Origin of the sequence: Phreatobacter stygius, assembly GCF_005144885.1 — a bacterium.
Lineage (GTDB): Bacteria > Pseudomonadota > Alphaproteobacteria > Rhizobiales > Phreatobacteraceae > Phreatobacter > Phreatobacter stygius.
Genome location: NZ_CP039690.1, coordinates 7,164,488 through 7,177,141 on the forward strand (window position 1 = coordinate 7,164,488; position 12,654 = coordinate 7,177,141).

11 protein-coding genes are annotated in these 12,654 nt (G+C 67.0%); 2 read left to right on the forward strand and 9 right to left on the reverse strand.

Annotation, left to right across the window (positions count from 1 at the left end; translation table 11 throughout):
* Nucleotides 1–23: 23 nt before the first annotated feature.
* The gene (locus E8M01_RS33930; protein WP_136964213.1) at nucleotides 24–1,241 is read right to left on the reverse strand and encodes a deoxyguanosinetriphosphate triphosphohydrolase; all 1,218 of its coding nucleotides are present in this window, start codon (nucleotides 1,239–1,241) and stop codon (nucleotides 24–26) included.
* Nucleotides 1,242–1,372: 131 nt separating this feature from the next.
* On the opposite strand from E8M01_RS33930, the gene erpA reads away from it, so the two are divergent.
* Nucleotides 1,373–1,702 carry an iron-sulfur cluster insertion protein ErpA gene (gene erpA / locus E8M01_RS33935; RefSeq protein WP_136964214.1) on the forward strand — a complete coding sequence of 110 codons (330 nt, stop codon included), beginning with the start codon at nucleotides 1,373–1,375 and terminating at the stop codon, nucleotides 1,700–1,702.
* 16 nt (nucleotides 1,703–1,718) lie between these two features.
* On the opposite strand, the gene E8M01_RS33940 is transcribed toward erpA, so the two are convergent.
* Entirely contained in the window at nucleotides 1,719–2,330 is a 612-nt protein-coding gene (locus E8M01_RS33940; protein ID WP_136964965.1) for a pyridoxamine 5'-phosphate oxidase family protein, read from the reverse strand.
* Between the two features lie 92 nt (nucleotides 2,331–2,422).
* On the opposite strand from E8M01_RS33940, the gene xth reads away from it, so the two are divergent.
* The gene (gene xth, locus E8M01_RS33945; RefSeq protein ID WP_136964215.1) at nucleotides 2,423–3,205 is read left to right on the forward strand and encodes an exodeoxyribonuclease III; all 783 of its coding nucleotides are present in this window, start codon (nucleotides 2,423–2,425) and stop codon (nucleotides 3,203–3,205) included.
* Between the two features lie 403 nt (nucleotides 3,206–3,608).
* Here the strand turns inward: xth and E8M01_RS33950 are convergent, their stop codons facing one another.
* The 7 genes from E8M01_RS33950 to E8M01_RS33980 form a co-directional block, all read right to left on the reverse strand.
* The gene (locus E8M01_RS33950) at nucleotides 3,609–4,016 is read right to left on the reverse strand and encodes a cupin domain-containing protein (protein ID WP_136964216.1); all 408 of its coding nucleotides are present in this window, start codon (nucleotides 4,014–4,016) and stop codon (nucleotides 3,609–3,611) included.
* Between the two features lie 72 nt (nucleotides 4,017–4,088).
* Complete coding sequence (locus E8M01_RS33955) at nucleotides 4,089–5,477, reverse strand: cytochrome P450 (protein WP_136964217.1); 1,389 nt, start codon at nucleotides 5,475–5,477, stop codon at nucleotides 4,089–4,091.
* 15 nt (nucleotides 5,478–5,492) lie between these two features.
* Nucleotides 5,493–6,305 carry a tetratricopeptide repeat protein gene (locus E8M01_RS33960; protein WP_136964218.1) on the reverse strand — a complete coding sequence of 271 codons (813 nt, stop codon included), beginning with the start codon at nucleotides 6,303–6,305 and terminating at the stop codon, nucleotides 5,493–5,495.
* Nucleotides 6,298–8,025 (reverse strand): dihydroxy-acid dehydratase, encoded by a 1,728-nt coding sequence (ilvD, locus tag E8M01_RS33965; protein ID WP_136964219.1) that lies wholly within the window; start codon nucleotides 8,023–8,025, stop codon nucleotides 6,298–6,300. The genes E8M01_RS33960 and ilvD overlap by 8 nt, the downstream gene beginning before the upstream one ends.
* Nucleotides 8,026–8,347: 322 nt before the next feature.
* A complete protein-coding gene (locus tag E8M01_RS33970; RefSeq protein ID WP_246088527.1) occupies nucleotides 8,348–9,091 on the reverse strand; it encodes a DUF2459 domain-containing protein in 744 nt (247 codons plus the stop codon).
* The gene (locus tag E8M01_RS33975; protein ID WP_136964220.1) at nucleotides 9,088–9,930 is read right to left on the reverse strand and encodes a metallophosphoesterase; all 843 of its coding nucleotides are present in this window, start codon (nucleotides 9,928–9,930) and stop codon (nucleotides 9,088–9,090) included. Before E8M01_RS33975 ends, E8M01_RS33970 begins: the two co-directional genes overlap by 4 nt.
* A 4-nt stretch (nucleotides 9,931–9,934) precedes the next feature.
* Nucleotides 9,935–12,646 (reverse strand): valine--tRNA ligase, encoded by a 2,712-nt coding sequence (locus E8M01_RS33980; RefSeq protein WP_136964221.1) that lies wholly within the window; start codon nucleotides 12,644–12,646, stop codon nucleotides 9,935–9,937.
* Between the last annotated feature and the right edge of the window lie 8 nt (nucleotides 12,647–12,654).

A 12,654-nucleotide genomic window follows, 5' to 3' on the forward strand; every position in this document is an offset into this window, starting at 1 on the left:
GCCTCGAAGAATGGAGGCTGCGTCTAGCGTAGATTGGGAGTCTGGGCAAACAGGCGCCGGTGCTCGTCAAGCGCATAGTGGTCGGTCATGCCGGCGATATAGTCGGCGACGCGGCGCGCCCGCTTGGCCGGCTCGACGGCCTCGAGCCCCGCCGACCAGACCGGCGGCATGGCGATCGGGTGGTCGAAAAACGCCTGGAACAGGTCGCGCACCACCAGGCCGGCCTCGCGGCGGATCGGCACCACCCGCGCGTGCCGGTAGACGCTCTTGAACAGGAAGTCCTTGATGCCGCGGTCATAGGTCTGGATGACCGGCGAGAACTGGATCAGCGTCCGGCCGCAGCGCCTGATGTCGTCGACGGTCTCGGGCTTCACCTCGGCGATCGCCCGGGTTGCCTCGGTGATCGCATCCTCGACCAGCCGGGTGATGACCCGGCGCGTCAGCTCGTTGATCTCGCGGGATTTTTCCAGCGTCGGATAGCGCCGGCGGATCTCTTCGAGGAACTGGCCGGCGAGCGGAACCTCGGAGCCCAGGTCGTCGAGCGTGAACAGCCCGGCGCGCAACCCGTCGTCGATATCGGCGGCATCATAGGCGATATCGTCGGAAATCGCCGCTGCCTGGGCCTCGGCGCTGGCATGGCTGGCGAGATCGAGCGGCTGCAGGGCATCATATTCGAGCAGCGCCACCGGCACGCCGCGCTCGGCATATTTGGCCACCGGCGAACCATCCGGCTGGAGCAGCGGGCCGTTGTGCTTGACCAGCCCTTCAAGCGTCTCCCAGCACAGATTCAACCCGTCGAAGGCGGCATAGCGCCGCTCCAGCCGCGTCACGATCCGGAGCGACTGGGCATTGTGGTCGAAGCCGCCATAGGGCCGCATCACCTCGTCGAGCGCATCCTCGCCGGTATGGCCGAACGGCGTATGGCCGAGGTCGTGGGCGAGCGCCAGGGTTTCCGCCAGGTCCTCGTCGAGGCCGAGCGCGCGGGCGAGCGACCGGGCGATCTGCGCCACCTCGATCGTATGGGTCAGCCGGGTGCGGTAATGATCGCCCTCGGGCGCCACGAAGACCTGGGTCTTGTGCTTCAGCCGGCGAAACGCCGTCGTGTGGATGATGCGGTCGCGATCCCGGTGGAATTCGGTGCGCGTCGGCGAGGCCGGCTCGTCGATCAGCCGGCCGCGGCTCGCCCGCGCATCGCTGGCATGGGGGGCGAGCGGCGGGTAAAAATAGCTCGCTACCGCCATGGCTTGCCTCTTCACCGCGCCCTGCGACATTGACCAGGGCCTTGGTCGCACATACCTATTGGACAGCGGCCTCGCAAGACGTGGCTGAATTTCAACGCCTGTGTTTCCGGCCTTGAACCGGGGAGACATCGATGTCCGACACCGTCACCGTCACGGAACGCGCGGCCCAGCGCATTGCCAAGATCCTCGACACCGAACCGCCGGGCTCGATGCTGCGCATCTCGGTCGAGGGCGGCGGCTGCTCGGGCTTCCAGTACAAGTTCGACTTCACCACCGACCGGAACGATGACGACCTGGTCATCGAAAAGGCCGGCGCCACCGTGCTGGTCGACGAGATCTCGCTGCCCTACATGGCCGGCACCGAGCTCGACTGGGTCGACGATCTCATCGGCTCGGCGTTCAAGCTGCAGAACCCCAATGCCACGGCCAATTGCGGCTGCGGCACCAGCTTTTCGGTCTGAGCGGTTCGCCGCCGGTTCAGTACAGCGTCGCGCGCTGCCGCTCGGCCAGGCCCTTGTCATAGTCCTGGGCATCGAAGGGCGCATAGGCGCCCTTCAGCATCTGGCCGGCGCTCGGCAGGTCGCCGCGCGGCCGGTGCTGGGCCGGATCCCACAGTCTTGAGCGGTGCAGCGCTCGCGAGCACTGGAAATAGACGCTGTCTATGGTGATCACCAGGACGCTGCGCGGCTCCTTGCCGTCGACCGCGTAACGCGCGAGCAGGTCCGGATCGGCCGAGATCCGCGCCCGGCCATTGACCCGAAGCGTCTCGTTGATGCCGGGAACCATGAACAACAGGCCGACACGCGGGTCGCGCAGCAGGTTCTTCAGGCTGTCGAGGCGGTTGTTGCCGCGCCGGTCCGGCAGGATCAGCGTCGTGTCGTCCTGCACCTCGACAAATCCCGGCGCATCGCCGCGCGGCGTCGCGTCGAGCCCGTCCGCGCCCGCGGTCGCCAGCACGCAGAACGGTGCGGCCACGATCATGGCGCGATATTCGGCGGTCAGCCGCGGCACCTCCTTGACGATCGAGGCTTCCCCCGGCTCGCCGTAGAGAGCCATCAGTGTTGCCTCGTCGTCGATCCACATGATCATCTCCAGCCTGCGGTTGCGCGCCACGCGGTTTGCAGTCGCGACGTTATTTCAGGTTCCGGCTAGACTGGCACCATCAGAATCGCGAGCCCGCCATGATCATCGCCACGTGGAACGTCAATTCCATCAAGATTCGCGTCGAAAACACCCTGGCCTGGCTGAAGGAGCGCGATCCCGACATCGTCTGCCTGCAGGAATTGAAATGTGTCGACGAGGCCTTCCCGCGCGAGCCCTTCGAAGCCGCCGGCTACAATGTCGCCGTGCACGGGCAGAAGACCTATAACGGCGTCGCCATCCTGTCGAAGCACCCGCTCGAGGACGTCACCCCTCGCCTGCCCGGCGACGAGAGCGACGAACAGTCGCGTTATATCGAGGCGGTCGTCTCGACGCCGAGCGGCGTGTTGCGCGTCGGCTCGATCTACCTGCCCAACGGCAATCCGCTCGGCACCGAGAAATTTCCCTACAAGATCGCCTGGATGAACCGGCTGATCGCCCATGCCCGCAACCGGCTGCCGCTCGAAGAGGCCTTCGTGCTGTGCGGCGACTACAACGTCATTCCCATGCCGGAAGACGCCAAGAACCCCAAGGACTGGGTCAATGACGCGCTGTTCCAGCCGGAAAGCCGCGGCAAGCTGCGCGAACTCGCCGCACTCGGCTTCACCGACGCCATCCGGGCCTGCGACACCTCGCCCGGGCTCTTTTCGTTCTGGGACTATCAAGCCGGCGCCTGGCAGCGCAACAACGGCATCCGCATCGACCACCTCATGCTGTCGCCGCTCGCCGCCGACCGGCTGGTCACAGCAGGCATCGACAAACATGTCCGCGCCCTAGAGAAGCCGAGCGACCACGTGCCGGTCTGGTGCGAATTGAGGCTTTAGGGGCACGGTGGTTTTCGGCGCTGGACGTCATCCCCGGCGGGCTCGCACGCATGCGACCTGAGATGGCGTCAGTGCCTCCGGCTATCGACTGGAAGCCTCGTTCACCCCGTCGCGTCTTGAGCCTCGACGTCACCCCCGGCCGAGCGAAGCGAGGGGAAGGGGGCCCAGGGGTTGAAGTGCAGAGCCGCAGCGTCGCATATTCTGTTCAGAGGCCAGCGAACGGCGCGGCCTGTTGGCTCCTGGATCCCCTTCCCCTCGCTTCGCTCGGCCGGCGATGACGTAGAAGATGTTTCGGCGTCGGCCCTGCTTCAGACACGCCCAAAATTGCCGCCCCAACAACGCCTTACAGCCTTCCCCGGACTCGGAATCAAAACATGAGGATCCGCCGCTAACCGGGCCCGCCTCACGCGCCCTGGGTCGGAAACTCTGCCGGCAGGGTGATCTCGATCAGTTCGAGATCGTCGGAATGGGCGATCTCCTGGTGCACGATGCCGGGTGGCTGGTGGACGCAGGAGCCGGGCTCCAGCAGCACCTCGCCGACGCCCTCGTACCAGAAGCGGACCCAGCCCTTGAGCACATAGACCATCTGGAAATCGAGCGTATGGGTGTGCTTGTCGCCGCCGGCATGGGCGCCGGGCACCGCCCGGATGACGTGGGCGCCGACCCGTCCGCCGGTGGCTTGCCTGATACCGAGGTCGCGATAGACGAAGAAGTTCCTCAGGCCCTGGCCCTTGAACTCGCCGTCCTTGGCATGTGCGACCGAAAAGGCGCTCGCCTTGGCCTCGACCTCGCCGCTATGAGCCTCCGCCATGTCAGTCTCCCTGGATGCGCTCCCGCGGCGCTTGGGGCCAGCCTGCACCGCAAGGGCCGGCGGCCGCAACCGTCAACGGCGGGCGACCGTCATGGGCAGTCCGCCCTCCGGGCGCAGCGTCAGGCGCGTATTGGGTTTTGGCCGGTGGCCGGGCACCGAGGCAAATTTGAGCTTGCGCAGCATGGTGGCGAAGATCACCACCGCCTCGATCTGCGCGAACGAGGCGCCGATGCAAATGCGCGGTCCGGCGCCGAACGGCAGATAGGCGCCGCGCGGCCGGCCCTTCGACGCCTCGGCCGAGAACCGGTCGGGGTCGAAGCTGTCCGGATTGGTCCACAAGGCCGCGTGGCGGTGGATCGCATAAACCGGCACATAGACCGGCGTCCTGGCCTTGACCGTCTCGGTGCCGAGCACGGTGTCTTCGCTGGCGACCCGTGGGATCAGCGGCGCCGGCGGATAAAGCCGCATGGCCTCCTGGATCACCTGCTTGGTATAGACCAGCCGGTCGGCCGCCGCGGCATCGACCGGCGCCTCGCCGGCGACGCTCGAGATCTCGTCCAGCACGCGCTGTTCGACCGACGGGCTGTTGGCGGTCAGCCAGAGCGCCCAGGTCAGCGCCAGCGCGGTCGTCTCATGGCCGGCGACCACGAAGGTCAGGAGATTGTCGGCAAGCTCCGCATCGGTCATGGCGCGGCCGGTTTCCGGATCGCTCGCCTGGATCATGAAATCCAGGAGATCCGGCGTCACGCTCGGATGGGCCCGCCTTTCGGCGACGACTCTCGCCATCTCGGCCTTCAGGAAGCGGTTGCCGGCACGCGCCCGGCGCTTGCCCGGATAGGGGATCCAGCGCGGCAGGCGCAGCACGGCGAGCGCCGCGACCCAGCCGATCGTATCGAAATAATGGGTGATCTCGGCGCCGAAGCGCTCGATGTCGAAGCCGCCCTTGCCCGACAGCATGGTCTCGACGATGACGTCGAAGGTGGTCGCCATCATGGCTTCCGCCATGTCGATGGGCGTGCCCGCCCCGGCTCCGGCGATCTGGCCTTCCAACCGCGCCACCGCCGCGTCGGCGGCGGCCGTCATGGCCGGCACGAAGCCTAAGATCTTCTCGTGCCGGAATGGCGGTGACGAAGCGCGGCGCTGCCAGCGCCAATCGGCGCCCTCGGCAGTGAAGATCGACTTGGTGCCGACCGCCGCGCCGATGGTCCGCTGGATGATCGGCGCCTTGGGGAAGATCGCCGCGCGCGCGACCAGGACGTCCTCGACCAGGGCCGGGTCCATCACGAACAGCACCGGCCGGCCGGCCATGGCGAGCCGCAGGACCGGCTCCTCGAACAGCGCCCGCGGCCAGGTCTCCAGGGGATTGCGCACCAGGGTGCGCAGGAACTTCAGCGCCTTCAGCGGCTCGCTCGGGTGGTCGATGGCGTGCGGCGTGAAGCGCGGCGTTTCGACCAGCGTCATGCGATCCCCCGGCCCCTAGCGGCGGCCCGATGTCTTCAGCCAGGCCTCGACCATGCGCAGCGCCACGCCGCGCTCGTCGTCAGAGGCCGTGCGCATGGCCTCCTCATACATTTCGGTCACCCAGGTATCGGTCTCGCTTGCGGCTTCCTTGGCCAGCGTCAGGAACATCAGCCCGCGCGGCGCCTGGCGCGGCACGTCCCGGCCGGCGAACAGCATGTGGCCGAGCACGGCCTGGGCCTTGTAATGGCTCTTGCCGGCGGCCAGCGACAGCCAGCGCGCGGCCTGGCGCGGATCGCGCGGCGTGCCCTGCCCTTCGAGGAACAGCCGGCCGAGCCGGAACTGCCCGTCGGCGTCGCCAAACGTCGAGGCGGCATAAAAATAGAGTTCGAAGGCGCGCTGCGGATTGGCGCGGACATAGGTGTTCGGGATGCCCTCGAGCCAATAATTGCCCATGGTGACGAAGGCGGCCGAGATGAACTGGGCATCCGGCGAATTCGGACTCTCGTCGCCGCGCTCGATGGTGATGCGGCGGAACGTCTCGAAGGCCTTCAGGTCGTTCTGCGCGACGCCGTCGCCGGCCATATACATGCGGCCGAGCTTCCAGGCGGAGGCCGCGTGCCCGTTGCTCGCCGCATATTGCAGCGACGAGACCGCTTCTTCCGTCCGGCCATCGCGCAGCGCCCGCCCGCCCGCCCGGAAGGCGTCGAGCGGCGAACGCGGGTCGGTGGTCGTCTGACCGTCAAAGGCGAACGCCCCCGTCGCGCCGACGGGGCTTGCCGCCACCGCCAGCGCGAACAGGAACGCACGAACCCTCGAGGTCTCAGACATCAGCATAAACGTGCTTTTCCCCGGCGCCGCCCGGATGGGTCACCGCGCCGTCAATTGCAGGGCCGACCTGCTGGGCGTATTTCCAGATGGCGCCCGAGCCGAACTCTGTGTCCTTCGGGCCTTTCCAATCCTTTTTACGCGCCCGCATTTCGGCGGCCGTAAGGCGAACTTTGAGCGTTCCTTTGACGGCGTCGATCTCAATTATGTCGCCGTCGCGCAGATGCGCGATCGGACCGCCGACCTGGGCTTCCGGGCCGACATGGCCAATGCAGAAGCCGCGGGTCGCGCCCGAGAACCGGCCGTCGGTGATGAGCGCAACCTTGTCGCCCATGCCCTGGCCGTAGAGCGCCGCGGTGGTCGCCAGCATCTCGCGCATGCCGGGGCCGCCTTTCGGCCCCTCGTAGCGAATGACCAGGACCTCGCCTTCCTTGATGGTGCGGGCGGTGACGGCGGCGAAACACTCTTCCTCGCGGTCGAAGCAGCGGGCCGGGCCCTTGAACTTCAGCTTCTTCATGCCGGCGACCTTCACGATCGCGCCGTCGGGGGCGAGATTGCCCTTCAGGCCAACCACGCCGCCGGTCTTGGTGATCGGCTTGTTGGCCGGACGCACCACGTCCTGGTCCGGGTTCCATTTCACCGAGGCGAGGTTCTCGGCCATGGTCCGGCCGGTCACCGTCATGCAGTCGCCATGCATGAAGCCATGGTCGAGCAGCGTCTTCATCAACAGCGGAATGCCGCCGATCTCGAACATGTCCTTGGCGACATATTTGCCGCCCGGCTTCAGGTCGGCGACATAAGGCGTGCGCTTGAAGATCTCGGCGACGTCGAACAGGTCGAACTTGATGCCGCATTCATGTGCCATGGCTGGCAGGTGCAGCGCCGCATTGGTCGAACCGCCCGAGGCGGCGACCACGGTCGCGGCATTTTCCAGCGCCTTGCGGGTGACGATGTCGCGCGGCCGGATGCCCTTGGCCAGGAGCTCCATGATCTTCTCGCCGGCGGTGTAGCAGAACTGGTCGCGGATATCGTAGGGCGCCGGCGCGCCGGCCGAATAGGGCAGTGCCAGGCCAATGGCTTCCGACACCGTGGCCATGGTGTTGGCCGTGAACTGGGCGCCGCAGGCGCCCGCCGACGGCGCGGCGACGCGCTCCAGCTCGTCGAGATCCTCATCCGACATCTCGCCGGTGGAATGTTTGCCGACCGCCTCGAACAGGTCCTGGACGGTGACCTGCTTGCCGCGGAACACGCCAGGCAGGATCGAACCGCCATAAATGAAGATCGACGGCACGTTGAGCCGGACCATGGCCATCATCATGCCGGGCAGCGACTTGTCGCAGCCGGCAAGGCCAACCAGGGCGTCGTAGGAATGGCCGCGCATCGACAGCTCGACCGAGTCGGCGATGATCTCGCGCGACGGCAGCGACGACTTCATGCCGGCATGGCCCATGGCGATGCCGTCGGTCACCGTGATGGTGCAGAATTCGCGCGGCGTGCCCTGAGCCGACTCGACGCCCTTCTTGACCGCCTGAGCCTGGCGCATCAGCGCGATATTGCAGGGCGCGGCTTCGTTCCAGCAGGTCGCCACGCCAACGAAGGGCTGGTGGATCTGCTTGTGCGACAGCCCCATGGCATAGAGGTAGGAGCGATGCGGCGCACGCTGCGGACCTTCGGTGACATGCCGGCTCGGCAGCTTGTTCTTGTTGAATTTGAACGTGGTCATTTCGCTCCCCATAGAGATGCAATGGCCGCTTCCAACTCTGGAAGCGTTAAAACCTGTCCTGCCATCGTCCGGGGGGCTTGAAAAGTCATGAACTCACGGGGCCACGCATGCAAAGAGACCGCGACCTCTGGGTTTCAGCGGTCTGGTGGGGAATTTCGTCGCGTGGGGCTGTGGCGGGATTGGGGCAGAAAATGGTGAACGCTTGGTAGGTTTCTCAGCATTTTATAAGTGTTGTAAAAAGGATACAAAAAAATCGCCGCCGGCACCCCTCTACCGGTGCGGGCCGCCGCGGCGCTCCAGCCCGCTAGCGGCCGTCGCCGCCCTAGAGTGCAACCGGTCTCGGTAGCGGCAGCGCCTCGCCGCGCCATTCCAGGTCGAGGAACAGGCCCTTGGGGTGGATCGCCGGAACCGCCGCATAAGGCAGCCCCGCGGCGGCCAGCGCCTGGCCGACCCAGTGGTTGCAGACCTGCAGGATCGAGAACGTGCCGGTCGCGGCATAAAACAGGCTCGGCCCATAGAGGCCCTGGCCGATCTCGCGCGGCCGTCCCTCGGCATCGGGCGCCACCGCCTGGTCGACGAAACGTGCCAGGCGGTCGAGGCCCGCCTCCGACAGCCGCAGCGCCAGGATCTCGGAGCGCCGGAACACCTGCGGCGCCGACCGTTCGAGCCCGACGACGTGCAGCACCGCCGCATTGCCGGGGCGGAACAGCGCGCCGAGCGCGCTCATCAACTGGACATCGGCAATGGTCGGCGTCTCCTGGTAGAAGCGCGCCTCGCCCCAGCCGATCTCGACCACCGGAAAATCGCGGAAGCGCTCGAGCACGGTGGCGAGCCGGCCGAGCCCCTGGCGCAGCGCGGCCGCCTTCAGCGCCTCGCGCGACAGGGCAAGGCCCGAATGCCAGCCATGGGAGACCACATGGACCAGCGTCGACGGCTGGTCCGGTTTCGGCGGATAGAGCGCCGGATCGCCCGGACGCATGGTCGCGATCGTCAGCACGATCAGCCCAGCGATCAGGCAGGCCGCGACCAGCGCCACCCCTTTGAGGCCGCGCCGGAGCCGGGTCACGCGGCCGTCTCGGCCACGAACGTGACCGTCACCACCTCGGGCGGCGCGAACAGGCGCAGCGGAATGGTGCTGCAACCAAGGCCGGCGCTGACGATCAGGTGCCGCCGGCCGATGCGGTGGTGGCCATGGGCCATGGCGCGCGGAATGCGGCTCGGCGGCATATGCAGTACCGGCAGTCCGGGAATGCGGATCTGGCCGGCATGGACATGGCCCGAAAGCAGCACGCAGCCGTCGGGCAGGTCCTGGATGACGCCGGGATCATGCGAGACGACGATTTCGGCGCCCGCCCCTGCCCCGACCAGCGCCGGTTGCGGCTCGCCGTGAACGTCGTCGGCGAGCCCGACGATCCTGACCGCTGCGCCGTCGACGGGGATCTCGACCGCCCGGTTCTCCAGCACGCTGATACCGGCGGCCTCAAAGGCATCGGCCACGGCATCCAGGCCATATTCCCAGTCGTGGTTGCCGAGCACCGTCGCCATCGGCGCCGACAGGGTCTTCAGCTCGGCCGCGATGGTTTCCGGCGGGATCCGCCCGCCACCGAACGACATCATGTTCATGTGGTCGCCGCCGAGCAGCACCATGTCCGGCTGCATCGCCTCGACCTCGGCGAGGATGGCCGAGAGCCGGCGGCGATCGTCGGTATGCGAACCGAGATGCAGGTCCGACAGGAAGGCCACGGAGAAGTCGCGCCCATGCCAGCCGGCAAGCGGCACGCGGTAGCCGACATGCCGGTGGGCTGGTGCCCGGCTGAACGGCGCCCAGAAGCCCTTTGCCCCGGACGGGTCGGCGAAGGGGGCTCGCGCACCCCAGGCCGACCGCGTCACCGGACGCCGGGCCATGGCCTCAGGCCACCTCTTTCAGGCGCAGCAGGGCGGCTTCCACCTTGGCCTTGCGCTCGACCGCCTCTTCGCGTTTCTCGCGCTGCTCCTCGACCACCTCTTCGGCCGCGCGCGCCATGAAGTTGGCGTTGTTGAGCTTGCCGTCGCAGCGGGCGATGTCGCCGTCGGCTTCCTTCAGCGCCTTGCCGAGACGCACCGTCTCGGCGGCGACGTCGACAATGCCGGCGAGCGGCAGCGCGATGGTCTCGCCGCGCACCACCTGCTGGATCGAGCCCTTCGGCGCCGCGGCCACAGCGGTGACCTCCGACAACCGCGCAAGACGGTTCAGCAAATCACCGTAACGCTTTGCCCGATCTATCGTTTGATCGGATGCCGCGACCAGCGCCAGTGGCACCTGGGCCCCCGGCGCGACGTTCATTTCGGCGCGCACCGAGCGAATCGCCTGGATGGTGTCGACCAGCCAGCCGATCTCGGCCTCCGCCGCGCCGTTCTCCAGGCCGGCCAGTTCAGGCCATGCGGCGAGCGCCAGGACACCGTCGCGCGCCGGGCCGTCCTCGCCGGTCACCGCCCAGAGCTCCTCGGTGATGAAGGGCATGAAGGGGTGCAGCAATTTGAGGATCTGCTCCAGCGTCCAGGCCGCGGTTGCGCGGATCTCGGCCTTGGCCACCTCGTCGGCGCCGGTGAACACCGGCTTGGCGAATTCCAGGAACCAGTCGCAGAAGACGTTCCAGACATAACGATAGACCGCACCGGCCGCCTCGTTGAACTTGTAGGCCTGGATCGCGGCTTCGGTCTCGGCGACCGCCTTGGCGGTCTCCCCGACGATCCATTGGGCCAGCGTCGACTGGACATGCGCGGGATCGAAACCGGCGACGCGCCGGCACTCGTTGATCTCGCAGAAGCGCGCGGCGTTCCACAGCTTGGTCGCGAAGTTGCGATAGCCTTCGACCCGGTTGGTGGCCAGCTTGATGTCGCGCCCCTGCGCCGCCATGGCGGCCAGCGTGAAGCGCAGCGCATCGGCACCGAACTGGTCGATCAGGTCGAGCGGGTCGATGACGTTGCCCTTGGACTTCGACATCTTCGCGCCCTTCTCGTCGCGGACGAGGGCGTGGATATAGACCGTGTGGAACGGCGTCTCCTTCATGAAGTGCAGGCCGGTCATCATCATCCGGGCAACCCAGAAGAAGATGATGTCGAAACCGGTCACCAGCACGTCGGTCTGGTAATAGCGCTTCAATTCCTGGGTCTCGTCGGGCCAGCCGAGCGTCGAGAACGGCCAGAGCGCCGAGGAGAACCAGGTGTCGAGCACGTCCTCGTCGCGGGTCAGCGCGGTTTTGGCGCCGTAATGCTCCTCGGCCGAGGCCAGCGCGTCGGCTTCGCTCAGCTCGACGAACACCTTGCCGTCGGGACCGTACCAGGCCGGGATCTGATGGCCCCACCAGAGCTGGCGCGACACGCACCAGGGCTGGATGTTCTCCATCCATTCGAAGAAGGTCTTTTCCCAGTTCTTCGGCACGAAGACGGTGCGGCCGTCGCGCACGGCGGCCAGCGGCTCCTTGGCCAGCGTCTTGGCGTCGACATACCACTGGTCGGTGAGGAAGGGTTCCACCGGCACGCCGCCGCGATCGCCATGCGGCACGGTGTGCAAATGGTCCTCGATCTTGGCGAGCAGCCCGCGCTCCTCCATCATCGCGACGACGCGCTTGCGCGCCTCGAAGCGATCGACGCCGTCGAGCTCGAGCACGGCGGCGAGATCGTCGCCGCCTGCCCCATCGAGGAAATCCTCGTTGCCTGCCAGCGCCAGGCTGGCCTCGACACTGAAGATGTTGATCTGCGGCAGGTTGTGGCGCTTGCCGACCTCGAAATCGTTGAAGTCGTGGGCCGGCGTGATCTTCACCGCGCCGGAACCCTTTTCCGGATCCGAATAGGCGTCGGCGACGATCGGGATCAGCCGGCCAACCAGCGGCAAGCGCACCATCCGGCCGACATAGGGCTTCCAGCGCTCGTCATCCGGGTGCACCGCGACCGCCGTGTCGCCCAGCATGGTTTCCGGCCGGGTGGTGGCGACCGTCACCTTGATGTTTGGGTCATCGGCCAGGGGATAGTCGAAATACCAGAGCTTGCCGCGCATCTCTGTCTGCACCACTTCCAGGTCGGAAATGGCGGTGAGCAGCTTGGGATCCCAGTTGACCAGCCGCTTGTCCTTGTAGAGCAGGCCCTGCCGGTAGAGGTCGACGAACACCTTGAGCACGGCCTTGGACAGGCCCTCGTCCATGGTGAAACGCTCGCGCGACCAGTCGCAGGAGGCGCCGAGCCGCTTCAGCTGGTTGACGATGGTGCCGCCGGAGTCCTGTTTCCAGGCCCAGACCTCCTTCAGGAAGGCCTCGCGGCCCATGCTGCGCCGCGAGGTCTTGTTCTCGCCGGCAAGCTTGCGCTCGACCACCATCTGGGTGGCGATGCCGGCATGATCGGTGCCGGGCTGCCACAAGACATCCTTGCCGCGCATGCGCTCGTAGCGGCACAGCACGTCCTGCAGCGTGTTGTTCAGCGCGTGGCCCATATGCAGCGAGCCCGTCACGTTCGGTGGCGGAATGACGATGCAGAAGGGCTCGGCGCCCGCGCGCTCGGGGCGGCCGGCACGGAAGGCTTCAGCCGTCTCCCAGGCCGCCGACATACGGGCTTCGATATCCTTCGGCGTGTAGGTCTTCTCGAGCATGGCGTTTT

Excerpts from the sequence above, each read along its gene's own strand:
- E8M01_RS33955 (WP_136964217.1), bottom strand. The coding sequence starts at position 5,477 with ATGACGCTGGTCGAAACGCCGCGCTTCACGCCGCACGCCATCGACCAC.
- E8M01_RS33960 (WP_136964218.1), bottom strand. The coding sequence starts at position 6,305 with ATGTCTGAGACCTCGAGGGTTCGTGCGTTCCTGTTCGCGCTGGCGGTG.
- ilvD (WP_136964219.1), bottom strand. The coding sequence starts at position 8,025 with ATGACCACGTTCAAATTCAACAAGAACAAGCTGCCGAGCCGGCATGTC.
- E8M01_RS33940 (WP_136964965.1), bottom strand. The coding sequence starts at position 2,330 with ATGATCATGTGGATCGACGACGAGGCAACACTGATGGCTCTCTACGGC.
- erpA (WP_136964214.1), top strand. The coding sequence starts at position 1,373 with ATGTCCGACACCGTCACCGTCACGGAACGCGCGGCCCAGCGCATTGCC.
- E8M01_RS33975 (WP_136964220.1), bottom strand. The coding sequence starts at position 9,930 with ATGGCCCGGCGTCCGGTGACGCGGTCGGCCTGGGGTGCGCGAGCCCCC.
- E8M01_RS33980 (WP_136964221.1), bottom strand. The coding sequence starts at position 12,646 with ATGCTCGAGAAGACCTACACGCCGAAGGATATCGAAGCCCGTATGTCG.
- xth (WP_136964215.1), top strand. The coding sequence starts at position 2,423 with ATGATCATCGCCACGTGGAACGTCAATTCCATCAAGATTCGCGTCGAA.
- E8M01_RS33930 (WP_136964213.1), bottom strand. The coding sequence starts at position 1,241 with ATGGCGGTAGCGAGCTATTTTTACCCGCCGCTCGCCCCCCATGCCAGC.
- E8M01_RS33950 (WP_136964216.1), bottom strand. The coding sequence starts at position 4,016 with ATGGCGGAGGCTCATAGCGGCGAGGTCGAGGCCAAGGCGAGCGCCTTT.